Origin of the sequence: Micromonospora sp. NPDC047134 (assembly GCF_040643455.1) — a bacterium.
Lineage (GTDB): Bacteria > Actinomycetota > Actinomycetes > Mycobacteriales > Micromonosporaceae > Micromonospora.
This window is the reverse complement of sequence record NZ_JBEYUI010000005.1, coordinates 19915-39418: the sequence shown is the minus strand read 5'-3', so window position 1 is coordinate 39418 and position 19504 is coordinate 19915. Positions and strand designations below refer to the sequence as shown.

Annotated in this window: 21 protein-coding genes and 1 tRNA gene; 13 read left to right on the top strand and 9 right to left on the bottom strand. The window is 70.7% G+C overall.

Annotation, left to right across the window (positions count from 1 at the left end):
* Positions 1 to 32 precede the first annotated feature (32 nt).
* The 5 genes from ABZ795_RS09050 (at position 33) to ABZ795_RS09030 (ending at position 5016) form a co-directional block, all read left to right on the top strand.
* Positions 33 to 1055, top strand: a complete 1023-nt coding sequence (locus ABZ795_RS09050) for an aspartate-semialdehyde dehydrogenase (protein WP_327024409.1) — start codon at positions 33 to 35, stop codon at positions 1053 to 1055.
* Positions 1056 to 1140: 85 nt separating this feature from the next.
* Positions 1141 to 1557: a CBS domain-containing protein gene (locus ABZ795_RS09045; protein WP_327024411.1), complete on the top strand. Its 417-nt coding sequence runs from the start codon at positions 1141 to 1143 to the stop codon at positions 1555 to 1557.
* Between the two features lie 208 nt (positions 1558 to 1765).
* On the top strand, positions 1766 to 2134 hold the full coding sequence (locus ABZ795_RS09040; RefSeq protein ID WP_327024412.1) for an SCP2 sterol-binding domain-containing protein: 369 nt from the start codon (positions 1766 to 1768) through the stop codon (positions 2132 to 2134).
* Positions 2135 to 2136: 2 nt separating this feature from the next.
* Positions 2137 to 4194 (top strand): glycogen debranching N-terminal domain-containing protein, encoded by a 2058-nt coding sequence (locus ABZ795_RS09035; protein WP_357530015.1) that lies wholly within the window; start codon positions 2137 to 2139, stop codon positions 4192 to 4194.
* A gap of 72 nt (positions 4195 to 4266) precedes the next feature.
* Positions 4267 to 5016, top strand: coding sequence for a lysophospholipid acyltransferase family protein (locus ABZ795_RS09030; protein ID WP_357529897.1), 750 nt, complete (start codon positions 4267 to 4269; stop codon positions 5014 to 5016).
* A 15-nt stretch (positions 5017 to 5031) separates the two neighbouring features.
* On the opposite strand, the gene ABZ795_RS09025 is transcribed toward ABZ795_RS09030, so the two are convergent.
* From ABZ795_RS09025 to ABZ795_RS09010, 4 genes are all read right to left on the bottom strand, one after another.
* The gene (locus ABZ795_RS09025; RefSeq protein WP_357529896.1) at positions 5032 to 5724 is read right to left on the bottom strand and encodes a hypothetical protein; all 693 of its coding nucleotides are present in this window, start codon (positions 5722 to 5724) and stop codon (positions 5032 to 5034) included.
* A gap of 75 nt (positions 5725 to 5799) precedes the next feature.
* Positions 5800 to 6513, bottom strand: a complete 714-nt coding sequence (locus ABZ795_RS09020) for a response regulator transcription factor (RefSeq protein WP_357529895.1) — start codon at positions 6511 to 6513, stop codon at positions 5800 to 5802.
* Complete coding sequence (locus tag ABZ795_RS09015) at positions 6486 to 7694, bottom strand: hypothetical protein (RefSeq protein WP_357529894.1); 1209 nt, start codon at positions 7692 to 7694, stop codon at positions 6486 to 6488. Before ABZ795_RS09015 ends, ABZ795_RS09020 begins: the two co-directional genes overlap by 28 nt.
* The gene (locus ABZ795_RS09010; RefSeq protein ID WP_357529893.1) at positions 7684 to 8862 is read right to left on the bottom strand and encodes an ATP-binding protein; all 1179 of its coding nucleotides are present in this window, start codon (positions 8860 to 8862) and stop codon (positions 7684 to 7686) included. Before ABZ795_RS09010 ends, ABZ795_RS09015 begins: the two co-directional genes overlap by 11 nt.
* Positions 8863 to 9095: 233 nt before the next feature.
* Here ABZ795_RS09010 and ABZ795_RS09005 point away from each other — a divergent pair, with 233 nt between their 5' ends.
* The 7 genes from ABZ795_RS09005 (at position 9096) to ABZ795_RS08975 (ending at position 15974) form a co-directional block, all read left to right on the top strand.
* Positions 9096 to 10631, top strand: a complete 1536-nt coding sequence (locus tag ABZ795_RS09005) for a PQQ-dependent sugar dehydrogenase (RefSeq protein ID WP_357529892.1) — start codon at positions 9096 to 9098, stop codon at positions 10629 to 10631.
* 173 nt (positions 10632 to 10804) lie between these two features.
* Positions 10805 to 11353, top strand: a complete 549-nt coding sequence (locus ABZ795_RS09000) for an RNA polymerase sigma factor (RefSeq protein WP_357529891.1) — start codon at positions 10805 to 10807, stop codon at positions 11351 to 11353.
* Entirely contained in the window at positions 11350 to 12153 is an 804-nt protein-coding gene (locus tag ABZ795_RS08995; protein ID WP_357529890.1) for a hypothetical protein, read from the top strand. The genes ABZ795_RS09000 and ABZ795_RS08995 overlap by 4 nt, the downstream gene beginning before the upstream one ends.
* A 37-nt stretch (positions 12154 to 12190) precedes the next feature.
* The gene (locus ABZ795_RS08990) at positions 12191 to 12991 is read left to right on the top strand and encodes an ABC transporter ATP-binding protein (RefSeq protein ID WP_357530014.1); all 801 of its coding nucleotides are present in this window, start codon (positions 12191 to 12193) and stop codon (positions 12989 to 12991) included.
* Complete coding sequence (locus tag ABZ795_RS08985; protein ID WP_357529889.1) at positions 12988 to 14322, top strand: hypothetical protein; 1335 nt, start codon at positions 12988 to 12990, stop codon at positions 14320 to 14322. Before ABZ795_RS08990 ends, ABZ795_RS08985 begins: the two co-directional genes overlap by 4 nt.
* Positions 14319 to 14915 carry a hypothetical protein gene (locus ABZ795_RS08980; RefSeq protein ID WP_357529888.1) on the top strand — a complete coding sequence of 199 codons (597 nt, stop codon included), beginning with the start codon at positions 14319 to 14321 and terminating at the stop codon, positions 14913 to 14915. The genes ABZ795_RS08985 and ABZ795_RS08980 overlap by 4 nt, the downstream gene beginning before the upstream one ends.
* Before the next feature lie 3 nt (positions 14916 to 14918).
* Positions 14919 to 15974, top strand: coding sequence for a hypothetical protein (locus tag ABZ795_RS08975; protein ID WP_357529887.1), 1056 nt, complete (start codon positions 14919 to 14921; stop codon positions 15972 to 15974).
* Between the two features lie 107 nt (positions 15975 to 16081).
* Here the strand turns inward: ABZ795_RS08975 and ABZ795_RS08970 are convergent, their stop codons facing one another.
* A complete protein-coding gene (locus ABZ795_RS08970; RefSeq protein WP_327024424.1) occupies positions 16082 to 16324 on the bottom strand; it encodes a winged helix-turn-helix domain-containing protein in 243 nt (80 codons plus the stop codon).
* 343 nt (positions 16325 to 16667) lie between these two features.
* Between ABZ795_RS08970 and ABZ795_RS08965 the strand changes: the two genes are divergently transcribed.
* Complete coding sequence (locus tag ABZ795_RS08965) at positions 16668 to 16949, top strand: hypothetical protein (RefSeq protein ID WP_327024425.1); 282 nt, start codon at positions 16668 to 16670, stop codon at positions 16947 to 16949.
* A gap of 105 nt (positions 16950 to 17054) precedes the next feature.
* On the opposite strand, the gene ABZ795_RS08960 is transcribed toward ABZ795_RS08965, so the two are convergent.
* From ABZ795_RS08960 to ABZ795_RS08945, 4 genes are all read right to left on the bottom strand, one after another.
* Positions 17055 to 17498: a hypothetical protein gene (locus tag ABZ795_RS08960; protein ID WP_357529886.1), complete on the bottom strand. Its 444-nt coding sequence runs from the start codon at positions 17496 to 17498 to the stop codon at positions 17055 to 17057.
* Between the two features lie 111 nt (positions 17499 to 17609).
* The gene (locus ABZ795_RS08955) at positions 17610 to 17951 is read right to left on the bottom strand and encodes a glyoxalase superfamily protein (protein ID WP_357529885.1); all 342 of its coding nucleotides are present in this window, start codon (positions 17949 to 17951) and stop codon (positions 17610 to 17612) included.
* A 221-nt stretch (positions 17952 to 18172) separates the two neighbouring features.
* Positions 18173 to 19195 carry an NAD-dependent epimerase/dehydratase family protein gene (locus ABZ795_RS08950; RefSeq protein WP_357529884.1) on the bottom strand — a complete coding sequence of 341 codons (1023 nt, stop codon included), beginning with the start codon at positions 19193 to 19195 and terminating at the stop codon, positions 18173 to 18175.
* Between the two features lie 158 nt (positions 19196 to 19353).
* Positions 19354 to 19426 (bottom strand) — tRNA-Arg (locus ABZ795_RS08945).
* Between the last annotated feature and the right edge of the window lie 78 nt (positions 19427 to 19504).

Genomic DNA, 19504 nt, shown 5'->3' with positions numbered 1-19504 from the left:
GCCGCCCTGCCTGGCTGGGTAGCCTCGCGGGCATGAGGATCGGCATTGTGGGGGCCACCGGCCAGGTCGGTGGCGTCATGCGGCAGGTGTTGGCGGATCGGGAGTTCCCGGCGGAGCAGGTGCGGCTTTTCGCCTCGGCCCGCTCGGTCGGGCGCACCCTGCCCTGGCGGGGCGGGGAGGTGGCCGTCGAGGACGCGGCCACCTCGGACTACTCGGGGCTGGACATCGTCCTCTTCTCGGCCGGTAAGGGCACCGCCACGGAGCTGGCCCCCCGGGTCGCCGCGGCCGGTGCGGTCGTCATCGACAACTCCTCGGCCTTCCGGACGGACCCGCAGGTGCCGCTGGTCGTCGCCGAGGTCAACCCGCACGCCATCGCCGTACGCCCCAAGGGCATCATCGCCAACCCGAACTGCACCACCATGGCCGCGATGCCGGTGCTGCGTCCGCTGCACGAGGAGGCGGAGCTGGTCAGCCTGGTCGTCTCCACCTACCAGGCGGTCTCCGGTGCCGGCCTGGCCGGCGTCGCCGAGCTGGACGAGCAGGTCCGCAAGGTGGCCGAGGGCGCTACCGGCCTGACCTACGACGGTGCCGCAGTGGAGTTCCCCGCGCCGCGTTCGTTCGCCCGCCCGATCGCCTTCAACGTGCTGCCGCTCGCCGGTTCGATCGTCGAGGACGGTTCGGCGGAGACCGACGAGGAGCAGAAGCTGCGCAACGAGAGCCGCCGGATCCTGGAGATCCCCGGCCTGAAGGTCTCCGGCACCTGTGTCCGGGTGCCGGTCTTCACCGGGCACTCGCTGCAGATCAACGCCCGGTTCGCCCGGCCGATCAGCCCGCAGCGCGCCGCCGAGCTGCTCGACGGTGCCCCCGGTGTGGCGCTCAGCGAGGTACCCACCCCGTTGCAGGCGGCCGGGCAGGACCCGACCTTCGTGGGCCGGATCCGGGCCGACGAGACCGTCGAGCACGGTTTGGCGCTGTTCTGCTCCAACGACAACCTGCGCAAGGGTGCCGCCCTCAACGCCGTGCAGATCGCCGAGCTGGTCGCCGCCGAACTCTAGCCTTCCCCCGGCCCCGGCCAGGTGCGTTACTGGTCGGGGCCCTCGGGTAGACGCATGGTCGCCCCTACACCGAGAGGGAGGCACCATGACAACGGTCGGAGAGTTCATGACCACCCGGTTGGTGACCATGGACGGCAACGACACCCTTGTCGCGGCCGCCCAGGAGATGCGTGACGCTGCGATCGGCGACGTGGTGGTGACCGATGGCGACAACGTGATCGGCATCATCACGGACCGGGACATCACGATCCGGGCGGTGGCCGAGAACCTGGACCCGAACACCACCCGGCTGCACCAGCTCACCACCAAGGACGTGATCACGGTCAGCCAGTACGACAACGTGATCTCCGCCGCCGACCTGATGCGTACCTACGCCATCCGGCGGCTACCGGTGGTCGAGGACGACCGGCTGATCGGTCTGGTGTCCATGGGTGACCTGGCCGTCGAGCGGGAACCCCAGTCCGTGCTGGCCGACATCAGCGCCGACGACCCGAACAACTGACTCCGTACGCCCGTAGGCCGGCTCCCCGATCTTCCGGGGGGCCGGCTTTCGGCTGTCTCACCCCGCGCGTCGGGCACCCCTCACCCGATTCGGGCTAGATTGCCCGTCCACCAGCCGGGGACCCTGCTGCGACGGTGCGGGCAGGTCGCCGCGGGACCTGCGCCGCCCGCACGGACTCCGGACCTGCCGACCGGGAGGGAGAGGCCCGATGGGGGAAGCGACCGTGCGGTTCTTCGAGGAACTCGACCGGCAGGGGTACGACCCCCTGCTGGCGAAGCTCTCCGGAACCGTGCGCCTGGACCTGCACGAGGGGCCCCAGACCACGCACTGGCTGATCCGGATCGACCGGGGTCGGCTGCGGATCAGCCGGGAGGACATGGCGGCGGACACGGTGGTCGGCACCAGCCCGGAACTGTTCGATGACATGGTCCTCGGACGGGAGAACGGGCTGGCCGCGTTGCTGCGGGGAGACATGACCATCACCGGTGACGCCCGCCTGGTCGTGCAACTGGATCGGATCCTCCCCGGGCCTGCGGACAGCCGGGGACCGCGTCGCTACCGGAAGGAGAGGCCCTGATGGTGCGGAGCAACACCGTGCGGATCCTGGACGGCAACACCTTCGTGGTGTCCGAGACCACCGGGGACATCGAGGCGAACCCGACCGAGCCGACGGGGCTCTTCGCCATCGACACCCGGTTCCTGTCCAAGTGGCTGCTCACCGTCAACGGCGAGCGGCTCAACGCCCTCTCCTACGACGACCTCCAGTACTACGAGTCGCGCTTCTTCCTGGTGCCGGGGATGGCCACCCACTATGTCGACGCCAAGTTGTCGATCATCAGGGAGCGAGTTGTCGGGGGCAGCTTCCGGGAGAGCATCACCATCCTCAACCATGACGAGAAGGCGGTCGATCTGGAGGTCCGGATGGAGGCCGCCGCCGACTTCGCGGACCTGTTCGAGGTCAAGGACGAGATCCTGAACAAGAAGGGCGAGACGTACGCCGAGGCGGGCCCGGACCGGTTGCGGCTGGGCTACCGGCGGGGCAACTTCCGGCGAGAGACCGTCATCTGCTCCTCCGAGCCGGCGACCTACGACCGCGACGGCTTCGCCTACCGGCTGCACCTGGAGCCGAACGAGCAGTGGAGCACAAGCATCGACGTGCGCACCCACGCCCTCGGTCCCGGCGGCCGGGACCTGCGGTTCGGGCTGCGGGTGCACGACACCGAGCGGCTGGCCCTGCACCACGATCTCCAGGAGTGGATCGCCAAGGCCCCCAAGGTCAACAGCGAGCACGGTCAGGTCGCCGCCACCTACCAGCGGTGCCTGGTGGACCTGGCCGCGTTGCGGTTCACCCCGCTGTCGCTCGGCGGGCAGACCCTGCCCGCCGCCGGCCTGCCCTGGTTCATGACCATGTTCGGCCGGGACAGCATCCTGACCTGCCTGCAGACCCTGCCGTTCACGCCGGAGCTGAGCGTGACCACCCTGCGGATCCTGGCCTCCCTGCAGGGGTCCCGATTCGACGACTTCCGGGAGGAGGACCCGGGCCGGATCCTGCACGAGATGCGCTACGGCGAGAGCGCGGCGTTCGAGGAACAGCCCCACTCGCCGTACTACGGATCGGTGGACGCCACCCCCCTGTTCGTGGTGCTGCTCGACGAGTACGAGCGGTGGAGCGGCGACGTGGCGCTGGTCCGGGAGTTGGAGCAGGAATGTCGTCGGGCGGTGCGGTGGATCGACGAGTGCGCCGACCTGGTCGGCAACGGCTACATCTGGTACGAGCGGCGCAACACCGAAACCGGCCTGGAGAACCAGTGCTGGAAGGACTCCTGGGATTCCATCTCGTACGCCGACGGCACCCTGCCGCCCTTTCCCCGGGCCACCTGCGAGGTGCAGGGTTACGCGTACGACGCGAAGCTGCGCGCGGCCCGACTGGCCCGCCTGTTCTGGGACGACCCGGAGTACGCGGAGCAGTTGGAGCGGGAGGCCGGTGAGCTGAAGGAGCGGTTCAACCGGGACTGGTGGGTGGCCGGCGGGGGCTACTACGCCCTGGCCCTGGACCCGGACGGCCGGCAGTGCGACGTGCTCAGCTCCAACATCGGGCACCTGCTGTGGAGCGGCATCGTCGCCGAGGAGCGGGCCGCACAGGTGGCCGCGCACCTGGTGGGTGACCGGCTCTTCACCGGCTGGGGGGTGCGGACCCTGGCCGAGGGGGAGGTCCGGTACAACCCCATCGGCTATCACAACGGCACGGTGTGGCCCTTCGACACCTCCTTCTGCGCCTGGGGCCTGCGTCGCTACGGCTTCGTGGAGGAGGCCGCCACCCTGGCCAGCGGGATCCTGGACGCCGCCCGCTACTTCGACGGCCGGTTGCCGGAGGCCTTCGGTGGCTACCCGCGTGAGCAGACCAGGTTCCCGGTGGAGTACCCCACGGCGTGCAGCCCGCAGGCCTGGTCGACCGGGGCCCCGCTGCTGCTGCTGCGCACCATGCTGGGTCTGGAGCCGCACGACGGGCACCTGACGGTGGAGCCGCGGCTGCCGGTCGGCATGGGTCGGATCGAGGTGCTGGACATTCCGGGGCGCTGGGGGCGGGTGGACGCCTTCGCCCGTGGCCGCCTCGACGTGCACAGACTCGCCGACTGAGGGTGGTCGGGGCCACCTGCGCCGGACCGTGGTCCCTACCCGCGCGTAACCTACGCGTTGTAAAGTTGGCCCATGCCGGAACTCGTGTATCCGCCCGTGATCGCCGCCGCCAAGACCATGTTCCGGGTGCTCGACCTGCGGCTGAACGTGGAAGGCAGCCACCACGTGCCCCGTACCGGCGGGGCGGTCATGGCCAGCAACCACGTCAGCTACCTGGACTTCATCTTCTGCGGGCTGGGTGCCCTGGATTCCGGGCGGCTGGTCCGCTTCATGGCCAAGGAGTCCGTGTTCCGGCACCGGGTGTCCGGCCCGCTGATGCGCGGGATGCGACACATCCCGGTGGACCGGGGCGCCGGTGCCGAGTCGTACGCCGCCGCACTCACCGCCCTGCGCGCCGGCGAGGTGGTCGGCGTCTTCCCGGAGGCGACCATCAGCCGGTCCTTCACCGTCAAGGAACTCAAGAGCGGTGCCACCCGAATGGCCGGCGAGGCGGGCGTCCCCCTGCTGCCGGTGGCGCTGTGGGGGACCCAGCGGCTGTGGACCAAGGGGCGTCCCCGCACCCTCACCCGCCGGCACACCCCGATCACCATCCTGGTCGGCGAACCCCTGGACCCGGCCGGCTATCCGGACCCCACCGCGATGAACGCCGACCTCAAGATCCGGTTGGCGGAGCTGGTCGACCGGGCCCAGCGGGAGTACCCGGACCAGCCGACCGACCCCGAGGACCGGTGGTGGCTCCCGGCCCACCTCGGCGGCACCGCACCGACCCCGGAGCAGGCCGCCGCCCTGGACACCGCCGAGCGCCAGACCCGGACGCGCTGACCGCCTCCGGCGGCCCTACCGGTGGCCGGAGGCCGCGTCGTACCGCATCCGGTCGGTGCTGCGGGGGCGGTAGTAGTCGTCCCGGGAGCGGAACTCGACCGGCAGTGACCCGGGCAGGATCACCCGCGGCTGACCGGGGTGCGGCGAGACCAGGGCGTGCCGGGACAGCGCGTCCCGCTCCGGCGGGGACAGGTCCACCAGTTCGGGACGGGTCAACCGGAAGGTGGCAACCGCTCGGCGAATCTCCTGGCTCAACCGCTCGATCTGCGGGCCCGGCCCGATCAGGGCCAGCGCCGGCTGCTGGATGGTGCGCAGCGCGTCGCAGACCACCAGCAGCCGGGCCGCCGAGCCCGAACCGGGGCTCGACAACTCCAGCCGGGAGGGCCACTGCCAGCGGATCTGCCCGCTGATCAGGGTCGAGGCCCCCCGGCGTGGCCGGGCGCCGACGACGGCCATACGCGGGGTGCTGCCGACGTACACCAGCCGGTGGTCGGTGACGGTCACGGTGACCGTGTGGGGCAGGGCCCAGGTCCGCCGGGCCTCGGTGGGGCCGAGCAGATGGCCGGCCACCTTTACCTGGTGCCGGGCGAGCACCCACTCGTCCTGGGCCGGCACCAACTCGTGGCGCCGGTCCAGGGTCGGGCCGGTGTCGTCCGTGGCGTCGAAGCGGTGCGGCGCGACGAAGAAGGGGGACGCGTCATCGTGCATCCTGACGAACCTCCGGTGCAGACGGCATCTGCGCATCAGCCTCGCCCAGTGCCACCTGCGGTGTCATGACGCCCGTTAGGGGGTCGGCCACTCGGTCGACGCCTGCGACCGGTAGATGCCGATCTCCTCCGGTCGGATGAGACCGTCCTCGATCGCCCGGGCCAGCAGGGCCGCCTTAGTGGCCGCCGGCCTACCCATCCGGCTGTATTTGATCCGCGCCCGGTCGACGTACTGCTTGACGGTGTGCTCGCTGATCCGCATCCGTCGCGCGACCGAGGCCTTGGACATCGACTGGAACCACAGCAGCAGCGCCTCACGTTCCTTGTCCGACAACACCGGTCGGCCCGGCCGTGAGTCGCCGACCATCGCCCCGGCCAGTGCGGGCGCCACGTACGGGCGGTCACTGGCCGCGGCCAGCACGGTAGCCACACAGTGCTGCCGTCCCTCGTGCTTGGCGAGGAAGGCCACCGCTCCGGCGTCCAGTGCGGCGAGCATGGTCGGCGGATCCGAGTGCTCCGAGTAGACCACCACCCGTCGGCCGGTGGCGCTGAGCTCGGCCAGCTTGTCCAGCACCAGGCGGCCGTGCAGCCGCAGGTCGAGCAGGACGACATCGGCATGGGGGGCGGCCCGCAGCACCACGTCGGGATCGTCGCCGGTGGCCAGCACGGTCAGCCGCGGCTCGATGGCCAGCCAGGCGCGGATGCCGTCGATGACCACGGGGTGGTCGTCGACGATCGCCACCCCGACCGGCCGCCCCGGCGTCAACGACGCCAGCGGGTCTGCGTCCATCTGATCTCCCCGTCCCGTTCGTAGAGGTGCTCCACCTGCTCGTCGTCCCGCTCCGGTGCCGGCCCGGCGGTGTCCGGGCCGGGCCGGTCCGGGACGACCAGGCTGACCACCACCTCCTCCGGCCCGGCGACGATGGTCAACCGCGCCCAGTCACGCTCGTCGGCGAGGGTGCTGGTGAGCGGTTCGGCCAGCCGACGACGAACCTGCACCGGAAGTGCTGGTGGTGTACCGATTGTGACAAGATCGATCGACAGGCCCTCGCGCTCGGCCAGGTCGGCCGCCGCCCGCAGTTCGTGCAGCAGCGGATGGGGCACATCGTCGGATTCGACGATCAGCCGCCGCAGCCGGGCCGCCGCCCGTACGCAGCGGCGCTGGACCTGCGGGTCGGAGGGATCCGCCCGCCCCTGGGCCAGTTCGGTCAACACCTCGGTGGCGGCCTCGCTGGCCACGGCCAGCCGGTCGTGCCGTTCCCTGCGGGCCTGCTCGGCGGCCTCCCGTTCGGCCAGCATCACATTGGCCGCGGCGGCGTTGGCCGCCCGGTCCCGGGAGAGCAGCCCGAGCGCCCGAGCCCCGGCGAAGACCGCCACCGGCAGCGACGAGGTGCCGTAGAGCGCCATCGCGGCGCGCGCCAGATCGGCCCCTCCGGTGGCGTCGTAGAACACGACCGCGGCCAGGGCGGTGGCCCCGTGCGCGGCCAGCAGGGCGAGCAGCCACCGCACCGGCCGGCCCCAGAGCACCACCAGGAAGAACCAGGCCAGGGTGCCCCAGACCCAGTTGGCCGGGCCGAACAGGTGGGCGCGTCCCACCGCGGCGAACACCGCCACGTCGACCGCCAGCAGCAGCCCGGCCAGCGGCGGCAGGGGCAACGGGTCGTCCCGCAACAGCCGCACCCCGGCCAGCAGCCCGACGGCCCCCACCAGCACCCATCCGCCGAGCACCACCTGGGGTGCGGCCAGTTCCGCACGGGTGCCCAACACGGCGGGCAAGGCGATCGTCAGGTGCCAGACCAGCGCGATGGTGACCGCCACGATCCGGGCACCCCGGTCGGAGATGCGGGCCACCGCAGCGGCCGCCTGCCCCACCCCGACCTTCACCGCCGTGGTCGCCGCCCTGCCGTCGTACGCGCCGGCGGTCGGCATGACGGCAGGGGAGAGGCGGACGGCCTCCGGATCAGCCGACATCGGACCACTCCAGCCGGATCCGGGTGCCCTGTCCGGGGGCGGAGTCCACCTCTGCCCGACCGTCGATGCTGGCCATCCGGCCGATGATGGACTCGCGCAGCCCGTACCGGTGGGCGGGGACGGTGGCCGGGTCGAAGCCCGGACCCTCGTCGCGTACCTCGACCATCACCTGGCCGGCGCGGCTGCGCAGGCGCAGCGTGGTGGCGGCGCCGGGGGCGTGCCGAGCCGCGTTGGCCAGCGCCGCGTGGGCGCTCTCCGCGATCACCTCGGCGACCGCGGCCGGGAGGGTGCACGGCGGCAGGTCCGCGTTGACCGGCAGGCTCGGCAGGCGGGCCAGGATCTCCCGCAGCCGTTCGTCCAGCCGCCGGGTGGCGTCCGCCGGCACCGACCGGGCCTCGGCCAGGGCGGCCAGGGTACGCAGGTCGGCGGCGCACCGCTCGCGCAGTGCCGTCGAGGGGCCGCTGACCACCCCCTGTCCGACCATGGTCAAGGTGGCCAGGACGGTGTCGTGCAGGTCCCGGTTCTGCTGGCGTTCCGCCTCCCGGGCGTTACGGGCGACCAGTGCGGCCCGGGAGGCGCGCTGGGCGGCCACGAAGTCGGTGTCCGCCCGTGCCATCCGGCGGCGCATCACCGCGGTCAACATCGCGGTGATGGCGGTCTGGGCCAGCAGGGTGGCCGCGTGGGCCCGCGCCTCGGTGGGATTGCCGGCCGCCTGGGCGCCGGTCGCGTAGGCCACGGTGACCAGCAACCCCGCCGGGATCGACCAGCGGGCCGGAGCAGTGGCCTGGGTGTTGATCACAGTGCCGCTGGCCAGCACCGCGATCCAACTGGCCTCTCCGGGCAGCACCTCCGGCGCGACGAGCACCGGAATGGCCAGGCAGGCGGCCACGGTGAGGGCCACCTCCCCGACGATCAGGGGTGCGCCGATGCCGTGGTGCCAGGCGCGGGCGGCGTACCAGATCGACCAGGCGGTCAGCACCGCCACCGCCGGCACGAGCAGGTCGGTGTGCACCGGTGGGGTACGCACGGCGAGGGCCACCACCGCACAGACCAGCCCGCAGGTGAGTCGCAGCAGTGCCGGTAACCGGGTGAAGACGAAGGCGAAGGCCCCGGTCGCCGGAGGATCGACTGTGGAGGGCGGTGCGGTCAGTGGGGCCAGTGCCGGCATCGGGTGAAGGCGTCCTTCGCGACAAACGACCCGATCCGGGTACGCGCTGAGAAATCGACGTCGGAGAATAACATAATGCGACCGTGGGAGTGCCGTTCGGCTTTGGCGGCGGAGTGTCGAACCCGCGCGTCAGGAGGCGACCCGCCGCAGGTTGTTGATCGTGGCCTCGGTTCGCGGGCAGCCCGCACCTGACGTAATATGCATTGATCAATCTCGATGCGTCAGGGGGTGGCATGAAGATCCGACTAGCAGTCGGAACCGCACTCACCGCCGGTCTGGTGGCCGGCAGTGTCGGCCTCGCCGGGCTGGCCGGTGCGGTCCCGGGTGCCGAAGGTCCGTCCGCCGCAGTCGCCGCCGGGGCGCCGGCCGCGCTCGCCGTCGGCGATTTCGACTTCTCCCGGCCGGAAACGGTCGCCACCGGGCTCCAGGTGCCCTGGGGGATGGACTTCCTCCCGGACGGTAGCGCGTTGGTGGCCCAACGTCCCACCGGGCAGATCGTCCGGGTGCGGCCGGGTCAGCAGCCCGAGGCGGTCGTCCAGATCTCCGGGGTGAGTGCCACGAGCGAGGGGGGCCTGCTGGGCCTGGCGGTCTCCCCGACCTACGCCCAGGACGGCTGGATCTACGTCTACTTCACCACCGCGACCGACAACCGGATCTCCCGCTTCCGGTTGACCGCCCCGCAGACCCAGCAGCCCATCCTCACCGGGCTGAGCCGGGCCTCGATCCACAACGGCGGCCGGATCGCCTTCGGGCCGGACGGCATGCTCTACGTCGGGGTCGGTGACGCCGGACAGACCGCCACCGCGCAGAACCCGCAGAGCCGCAACGGCAAGATCCTGCGGATCCGACCGGACGGCACGGTGCCGCCGGACAACCCGATCGCGGGCTCGCCCGTCTACAGCCTCGGCCACCGGCACGTACAGGGGCTGGCCTGGGACGCCCAGGGACGCCTGTACGCCACCGAGTTCGGCCAGAACACCTGGGACGAGGTCAACCTGATCGTGGCGGGCGGCAACTACGGCTGGCCCACCGTCGAGGGGCGGGCCGGCGACCCCCGCTTCCGGGACCCACTGATCACCTGGACCCCCGCCGAGGCCTCACCGAGCGGCGCCACCATCGCCGGAGACCGGCTCTTCGTGGCCGCCCTGCGCGGCAACCGGCTGTGGAACGTGCCGCTGACCGGATCCGGGTCGGTGGGCACCCCGACCGCGGAACTGCTCGGCACCTACGGTCGACTGCGGACGGTCGAATACGGCCCGGACGGCTGGCTCTGGGTCACCACCAGCAACCGCGACGGCCGGGGCACCCCGGCGGCAAGTGACGACCGGATCCTGCGCTTCCCGCCCCGGGACACCACCCCGCCGCCCACCACGCCCCCGCCGACGTCGCCTCCGCCCACCACCCCGCCGCCGACCACGCCTCCGCCGACCACCCCGCCGCCCACCTCCGGGCCGGCGGCCTGCACGGTGAGTTGGACGGTCAACCAGTGGAACACCGGCTTCACCGCCGAGGTACGGGTCACCAACCGGGGCGCCGCCCTCAACGGTTGGACCCTGACCTGGTCCTTCAGCGGTAACCAGCAGGTCACCGGAGGATGGAACGCCGAGATCACCCAGTCCGGGCGTACCGTGACCGCACGCAATGCCGGATGGAACGCCGCCCTGCCGACGAACGGCACGGCGAGCTTCGGCTTCCAGGCCACCTACTCCGGCACCAACAACCCGCCCAACGACTTCCGGCTCAACGGCACGACCTGTCAGGTCGGCTGACCACCAGCGATCCTCGACGTACCCTGGTGCGGCCCAGCCCGCCACCGCCCGGTCGGCGGTGCGGGCCGGGCCGCACCTTGTTGCCCACCCCGGACAGTCGATGTGACGGCGGTCACGCCGAATCGGGACCCGAAGCCGGTACGCCGGTCGTCTTACCGGTTGTGAAAGCAGGCATGGACGCGGCTGACGAGGGAGAACTCGTACGTCGGATCGCCCGGGGAGATCGGCGGGCGTTCGACGAGCTCTACCGGCGTACCGCGCCGTGGCTGGAGGTGCGCCTCCGCCGCCGGTGCGCCGATCCCGACCTGGTCGCCGAGGTGTTGCAGGACACCTACCTGACCATGTGGCGGGCCGCGGGCAGCTTCGCCGGCCGCGGGGGCGGCGGGGCGCGGGGCAGCGCGGTGGGCTGGCTGTGGACCATCGCCGCCCACCACCTGGTCGACGCCTTCCGCCGCCGGGCCCGCCGGGCCCAGCGGCCGCAGGTACCCCTGATGCCGGCCACCGCCCCCGCGGCGGAGGACGAGGTGATGGCCGCCCGGGTCGGGCAGGAACTGGAACAGGCCCTGCTCGCCCTGCCGGCCGAGGTCCGTGCCGCCCTGCGGGCCACCGTCCTCGACGGACTCTCCTCCCGTGAGGCGTCGGTGCTGCTGGGGGTACCGGAGAACACCGTCAAATCCCGGGTCCGCCGAGCGCGGATCGCCCTGCGGGAGGCCCTGTCATGAGCACCCACGTCTCCCTGTCACAGCTCGACCGGTACGCCGCCGGGGATCCCGCCCTCGACGAACCCAGCGTCTGGGCGATCGAGGTGCACCTGGAGGAGTGCGCGGACTGCCGGGCCCGGTTGGCCGGTAGCACCACCGGCGACAGCCGGGCGGTGATCGAGCGGGTCGCGGCCGGCCTGGCCCGGGAGATCGCCGCGTCACCGGCTCCGGACACCCGTACCCGACCCTGGTCGGTGCTGCGGCACCGGTGGCTGGTCGGCACCCTGGCGCCCTGGCTGGCGATGACCGCCGCGGTGATCGCCTGCGCCGCCCTGCTCAGCGGGCTGCGGACCGGGCTGCCCTCCCTGGTGCTGCTGATCGCACCGCTGGCCCCGCTGCCCGGGGTGGCGGTCGCCTGGCACCGCCGGGCCGATCCGGCCTGGGAAGTGGTCGCCGCCACACCCGCTGCCGGCCTGATCACCCTGCTGCGGCGTACCGCTGTGGTGTTGGCCTTTGTCATTCCCGGGCTCGCTCTCGTCGGCGCCGGGACCGGGGTGTCGTTGGCGCTGATCCTGCTGCCCTGCCTGGCCTTCACGGTCGCCACCCTCCTGCTGGGAACCCTCGTCGGGGTACGGCGAGCCGCGATTGGGCTGATCCTGACCTGGACGATCGTCGTGGTCGCACCCAGCCTGGCCACCGCCCGGATGCCGGTGCTCCTGGAACCGGAAAGCGCCACCGTGTGGGCGCTGGCCACGGCGGTCCTGACCGTCGGCGCGATCCTCCGGGTCAACGGATTCCGGCGGCTGTCCCACCACGACTAGGCGAACCCGCCGACCACCGAACTGAGAAGAGACGATGATGCGTGCCCTGAGTACGGCCGAAACGGCCCCCACCACCCATCCCTGGGTGATCCACGCGGAGGGCCTGCGGGTCCGCGCCGGACGGCACCTGGCCGTCGACGGCCTGGACCTGACCCTGAACCCCGGGGTGCACGGGCTGCTCGGCCCCAACGGCGCCGGGAAGACCACCCTGATGCGGGCCCTGGCGACCGTCCTGGCCCCGTCCGGCGGTCGGCTGACCCTGCTCGGGCAACCGGTCGACGGCCGCGCCGACCTGCGAGCGGTGCGCCGCACCCTCGGCTACCTGCCACAGCACTTCGGCTTCTACCCCCGGTTCACGGTGCGGGAGTTCGTCGCGTACATGGCCTGGCTCAAGGAGATGCCCAAGACGCGCATCCCCGCCGCCGTACAGCGGTCCATCGACCGGGTAGGGCTGACCGCCAAGGCCGACGCCCGACTCAAGACCCTCTCCGGCGGCATGTTGCGCCGGGCCGGCATCGCGCAGGCCATCGTCAACGATCCGCAGATCCTGCTGCTCGACGAGCCGACCGTCGGCCTGGACCCGGAACAGCGACTGGACTTCCGCGAACTGCTGCGGGAGATCGGCACCGACAGCTGCGTGCTGGTCTCCACCCACCTGGTCGAGGACGTGGCGGCGGCCTGCACGGAGGTCCTGCTGGTCAACGAGGGCCGGCTGGAGTGGCAGGGCACCCCGGAGATGCTGATCGCCCAGGGCGGCCAGGAGTACGCCGGCGACAGCGCGGCCGAACGCGGCTACTCCGCCATCCTGCGCCGCAGCCGTACGGAGGCCGCCCGATGAGCATCCTCGGCATCGAACTGCGCCGCTCCGCCGCCCTGGGTGCGGCCCTGGCCACGGTGGTGATCGGGGTCGGCGCGCTCTATGGCGCAACCGGCCGCTGGTCGAGTGGCTGGATGCCGCTGGCCATGGCCATCCGGGAGTACCTGCTCCTGCTGTGGCCGCTGGCCCTGGCCGCCGGTGCCTGGCAGGGCCGCCGGGAGCACCGGGCGAAGGTCGGCGAACTGTTCACCACCACCGCCCGGCCCCGCGCCCAGCGGATGCTGCCGGTCCTCGGTGCGATGGCCATCACCCTCGCGGTCGCCTACCTGCTGGTGACCGGGGCGGGCATCATCGGGATCATCACCACCGCCCAGCACCTGCCCGTGCTGAACTTCGCCGTCGTGACCGGAGTCGGTGCGCTGTCCCTGATCGCCGCGGCGTGGCTCGGACTGGGGATCGGGCGCATGCTCCCCGCCCTGGTGACCGCCCCCGCCCTGGCGGTGGCCGGCGTCCTGCTGGTCTTCCTCAGCGCCATCCGGCTGGACGACTGGCTGGCTGCGGCGCTCAACCCGGTCCACGGTTCGAGCATGTTTCACGCCTACCAGACGATCGACAACCGGGTCAGCGGTGCGCTCGCGATCTCGATGGCCGCGCTCGCCGTCACCGGCCTGCTGTTGTTCGTGGCCGGTGGCTGGCGTGCCCGTACGGCGGCGGTGGTGCCGTTGGTGCTCGGGCTCACCGCGGCGATCGCGGTCGTACCCCGGGATGAAGACGTAGTGAACTGGCCGGTCGACCCGGTAGCGCGGGAGTTGGTCTGTACCGACGACACCCCGACGGTGTGCGTCAGTCGGATCCACGCCAACGTGCTCGACGCGCTGACCCCGTTGGCCCGAGAGGGCCTGACGGTGCTGGCGAAACTGCCGAACGCACCGACCGCCGTGCACGAGGACACCCACATGTACATGCTCGACGAGGTCAGGCCGCCCCGGAGCGATGCCGTCACGATCCCGGTCCGGATCGACGAACGTGGCAAGCTAGCCCACCCGGACGCTGTGCTGATCGAGATCGTCAAAGGGCTGGGAGTCTCGTACGAGCTGCAGTGCCAGAACCGCGATGAGGTGGTCGAACGTGCGGCGGCCTACTGGCTCCTGGGCCGTGAGCCGCAGTCGGATGTCGGAGTGATTCCTGAACTCATCTTCGAGGACCCAGAGATCAACACCGAGGCGGTCACGCTCTGGCAGGGGCTGCGGGAGCTGCCCGACGACGAGGCGCTGGCCCGGGTCACGGCGGTCCGCGACGCCCTCCTGGACTGCGCGGACATCAGCGGGATCCTGCCCGGGAGCGCCCGGTGACCTGGACGATGCTGTACCTGCGCTCGCGGCGGGTACCCCTGGCTCTGGCTGCGGCCCTCGGCGGCGCGACAGTGGTCTGGGCCCTGTGTCTGGCCTTTGCCGAGGAGCGGGACGTCGCCTCGACGGTGGTCGTCATGACCGTCCTGCTGATGGTCGCGGTGCTGGCACCGACCCTCGCCGGCCCGGACGACGACCTGGACCGGACCGCCTCGATGCGGTGGCCCTGGCGACGCGCGGCACACCTGCTCGCCGTACTGCTTGTCGCGCTCGGGGTCCTGCTCGTCACCCGGTACACCGGCGCCCGGTTCGGGCCGGTCGCCCTGGTGGTCCGCGACGCCGCCGGTCTGCTCGGGCTGACCGCCCTGTGCGCGAGCGTGGTCGGTGCCGCCCGGTCGTGGTTCCTGCCGCTGGGCTGGACCACCGTCGCGGCCCTCTATCCGATGACCGGCACCTGGGGAGCCGCCGCGACCTGGCAGAGCCAGCCACCCGACAGCGACGCCGCCACCCTTGTCGCCGCGACACTCGCCCTGGGCGGCCTGGTCACGTACTCGATCGTCGGCCCGGCCCGCCGGGAGGTGTCCGAGAACCCCTGAACGGTGAGCGATGCGGCTCGTTCATGCCGTGTATTCCCGATCCGCCGGGGTAACCGCCCGCAGCTTGAGCGACCCATGGTCGAAGGGGAGACGGTGATGGGTGTGGGAGTAGCGCTGGCTGCCGCCGCTGGGACTGCGGGCATCAACGAGGGGTCGAAGAGGGTGGCGGACCTGCTCCACGGCTCCCGTTCCTGTCTGATCGAGTTGACGAACCGGACAGGGCATGTGCTGCGAGTACAATCCCACACCCACGATCACGGCGGGTTCGCGGAGCCGCCGAGTGCCGAGGTGCCGGCTGAGACGATCGACATCTTCGGTTCGCAGAGCAAGGCCGACTCCTTCGCCACCGGAACGAACGGTTCGGTCACCTATCGCCTCGGCGACTCCAACACGACGGTGCGAATCGGTTGGAACCATCCGTTCGTCGGCGAGGTGGATTGCGACGCCCGCCTTGACGGTGCCGACAGGTTGGCGTTCCACCTGGACTGCATCGCGGGATCGGGCGACATGGCGCACGTGAAGTACCACCTACGCCCGGTGGACACGAGGGGCCACGCCGTCTTCGGCGCCATTCTGGAGAAGTGGGCGTCGATGGGGTACTCGAACAGTCCGCTGAAGTTTCCGGTCATGAGCGAGGGCGCCGTGGCCGACGGAGTCGGTCGGTTCCAGAACTTCGAAGGCGGAATGATCTACTGGCACCCCCAGATCGGGGCCTTCGTCATCTGGGGCCTGATCGGCGAGCGCTGGCTCCAGATCGGCAAGGAGCAGTTCGGCTACCCCATCACGGACGAGACGGCCACCCCGGACGGGATCGGCCGGTTCAACCACTTCCGTGCGTTCACGCCGAACGGGCCCGTCGACGCCTCGATCTACTGGACGCAGCAGACCGGTGCCCATGAGGTGTACGGCGGGATCCGCCAGAAGTGGGCGGAGATGGGCTTCGAGAAAAGTCATCTCCGATACCCGATCTCCCACGAGGAAGACCACGAAGGGGGACGCATCCAGCGGTTCCAGGGCGGTGCGTTGTTCTGGAACGGCCAGCAGGTGGTAGTGCGCTGAGCATCTGGCCACCGGAGCCGCTGCGGCTCGCGCGGCCCTCAGCAGAAGACCGGGGAAGGCGTCAGCACACCGGCGGCCAAATCGGTGGGCGGCTACCCGGCTGCTGTCTACGCCTCGGGCTGACGCTCCGTCACGTACGTTCCGCGCTGCGGCATGGTCATGACCAACCCCCGCTCCCGCAATAGCGCGATCGCAGCGCGGACCGTGCCGCGCGCCACGCCGTACTCCTGCTGTAGCCGGAGTTCGCTCGGGAGTGGCTTGAGTGGCTGCAACTCTCCCGACTCGATGCGCTTGGTGATCAGGTCAGCGAGCTGCACGTACAGGGGCGTCGGCGAGAACTGATCGACCATCACGTCAACCTACGTACGACCAGGAAGCACCAGTCATCGAGTAAGTCTTGTACGTACTAGACAAGTTGTACCTCCTGGACTTCTAGGGCCAGCTGCATTACCTTTTGCGTGAGCGGTAAACAACGGAGAGGACTCGAATGCTCACGCTGCGTCCGGTGATCAAACGTGTCCTGCGCCGACTGGTCGGCTGCCCAGCGCAGTCGCCGCCGCTAGACCGGACCGGCCCGGCCACCGTCTATCCGGATCGAACTGGCGCTTGGGCTCCGACCTCCCCACCCTCGCTGGAGGTCGCCCGTGCCCGGATCAGGGTGTGGCGCAGATTCCGCCACCTCTGGGGATGGCGATGAGTTCCCAGCTACCGAGGGCCGGCGACCTGGTGCGAGTGACCGGCTCGGCCAGCGTGCAGTTCATCAAGCCGATCATGTGCCGAGTCATCCGAGTGCTCGACTGGACCACGTACGACGGGTGGTGCTGGCTCGATGTGTATGAGCTGAACGCCAAGGGCGACGCCGTGGTCCGCCGATCGATCTTCGTACAGCCGGCCGGACTACGGCTACAGCGCCCCGCGCCCACACCTCGTAGGCCGACGCGGTCGGCCGCCATACCGAAAGTTGCTCGGCCCTGACCCGGCTCGACATGCGTCGCCACGCTGGCGGACCGCCGCGAGTAGTGCTGGCGCGGCAACGGTGCTACTGGCGCGCGGATGGCGCGGCAGCAGCCGGAAAAGCAGCTAGCTCGAACCCGTTCTCAGCCTGCGGTGGGCTACGGCGACGTAGGCCGCAGTAGGGCCAAGCACAGCGCCCGCGCTGAAAAGGCACACCCACAGTGTGGCAACGACCGTCGATCCGTCGGTCAGTGCTGCGATGCCTGCTACGTAGAACGTTGCCAGCGCTGCGGCGACGGCGAACGCGACCAGCAACTTCGCGTAAAGCCGTCCGCTCTTCGCGGAAATCTCGCCGACCCAGACCGCCGGCACGAACAGCAGCGGCACCAGGGCGGCACCCAAGCACGCCACCGAGCAGCAGATCGCCGGAAGGGCGAGTGGGCCACCGGGATCCCCATCGGTGATCCACACGTACACGAGCAGTCCGGCGTAGATGACGGGCACCTGCGCGACGAACACCACCCAGGCGACAACCGCGCCGACAGCGTGGCGATCAATCGGTCTGCTCATGATGCCTCCGGTGCGACGGCTCCAGGAAGGTATGCCACTCTGCCATGTTGCTGTTGCCCGGTGTGCCCTTTGCACTGCGCAGCGAGAGGACTCCGAGACCTGAGTGGCGGATCAGATTGCCGTCTTCGGTGTGCCTACGCGCAACCTGTTGCCGTCCGGGTCGGTCACCTCAAAATCGCGTCCCCACTCCATGTCATCGACCTCCGAGATGCCACAAGCGGCGGCCATCGCATCAACGTCTCCGACGTAGAGGTAGACCAATGTGCCGGGGCGGGCATCACCTGTGTGCTCGGACAGGTGCAGGTGCATGCCTCCTCGGGTAATCCCCACGTAGCGTGGCAGGTCAGGCGCGAACCGGTGTTCCCACTGCTTGACGAAGCCGAGCCTCTCGTACCACCGGGCGGAGGCGTCGGCATCGGTGACCCGAAGAACCGGTGCGAGATGTTCGTCCATTGGCCAAGTATCGGTGCCTGCCCGCAGGCCGGCGCGGCCCGCCTGCGGACCGCCTTGATCTGATAGAGATGCCGGCCTCGCGGAGGAGGCATTCCACGCTCCGGACGATGTGCGATTCCCTGTCGGCGTTCACCGGCTCGCAGCCGGCCCGCGTCCACTGGACGCCACCGAAACGATCTTCAAGTTCCTCCGCTGATGCAGTGGTGATCGCCGTCGAACGCCTAGCCCGTCCGCCTACCTGAGGAGTGCCAGGCAGCCAACACCTGCTCCTCTTTCTCCCTGCCAATGCCGATCTCGGCGGCCTGATCGTGGTTGCCGGCCTCGCCGCTCTCCACCATCCAGCGCCAGGTGTCGCGTACGGTCAGGGAGAGCGGCCGGCAGCGCAGGCCGGCTGCCTGCGCCCTGGTCGTGTCGACGCGCCACACGCCGCCGGACGTGCGCCAGAGGGGCAGCTCGGACCCCTGCCGTACGCCATGGCTGAGCAACACCTCGTCGGGCACCCAGTCGAAGATGGCGTCAGCCCGGGTCGCGTGGGCGCAGTCCGCCAGTAGTCCTGCGAAGGTGGCGCCACCCATCGGGGCGCAGACGTTGAACGCGCCGGAGGATTCTTCGGTGATGGTGTGGAGTGTGAACGCGGCCAGGTCGCGTACGTCGATCGGCTGGATCATGCGGTCGGGGGAGCCGGGGGCCAGGACTTCTCCACCGGCAGCCACGCGGCGCAGCCACCATGGCAGGCGGCCGACGTACTCACGCGGACCCAGCACGACACCGGGGCGCAGGATCGTTGTCCGGTCAGCACCGAACGCGGCGACGGCCGCTGCCTCACAGCCGGCTTTCCGGTAGCCGTACGGGCTCGGTCCGTCCTCGGTCTCGGGGCCGGCGTCAGGCGGGCAGTAGAGCACTTCCGACTGCTCGCTGAGGGGTTTCAGCGGCCAGTCTCGGTAGACGCTGACCGTGGACATGAAGACGTAGCGATCGGCGACGGGAGCGAGGGCGCGAGCCACGTCGAGGACATTCCTCGGCACGTAGCCCGAGGTGTCGAGCACGGCATCCCAAGGGCCAGCAGCGGCGAGGGCAGCTACGTCCTCAGGATCGGTCCGGTCGCCCCGGATGGGCCGTACGGCTTCCAGGAAGGGATCTGAGGTGCCTCGGTTGAACGTCGTGACCTCCCAGCCAGCATCGATCGCAGCGGTGACGATCGCGTGTCCCACGAACCAGGTTCCGCCGAGCACCAGCAGACGCATAGACCCATCATGCCGAGCAGGGGCGACCGGCCGGTCGGCTAAGGGCTTCGATCTCGCCGCGCTGACGCTTGGTGCGTCCGTTCGAGGCTGCCGCGGGGCCGTAGCCCGCTGGCACCACGAATAGCCCACGCGAGGGGCTCGAAGGAAGAAAGTGGCTGTGCGCCCGGCAGGATTCGAACCTGCGGCCTTGGGATTAGAAGTCCCCTGCTCTATCCGCTGAGCTACGGGCGCGCCGTGATATCGCGCGAGAAGGGTACCGCCGTCCCTGCCCCGCGCGACGGAATGGGTGGCCGGGTCAGCGTCGCACGC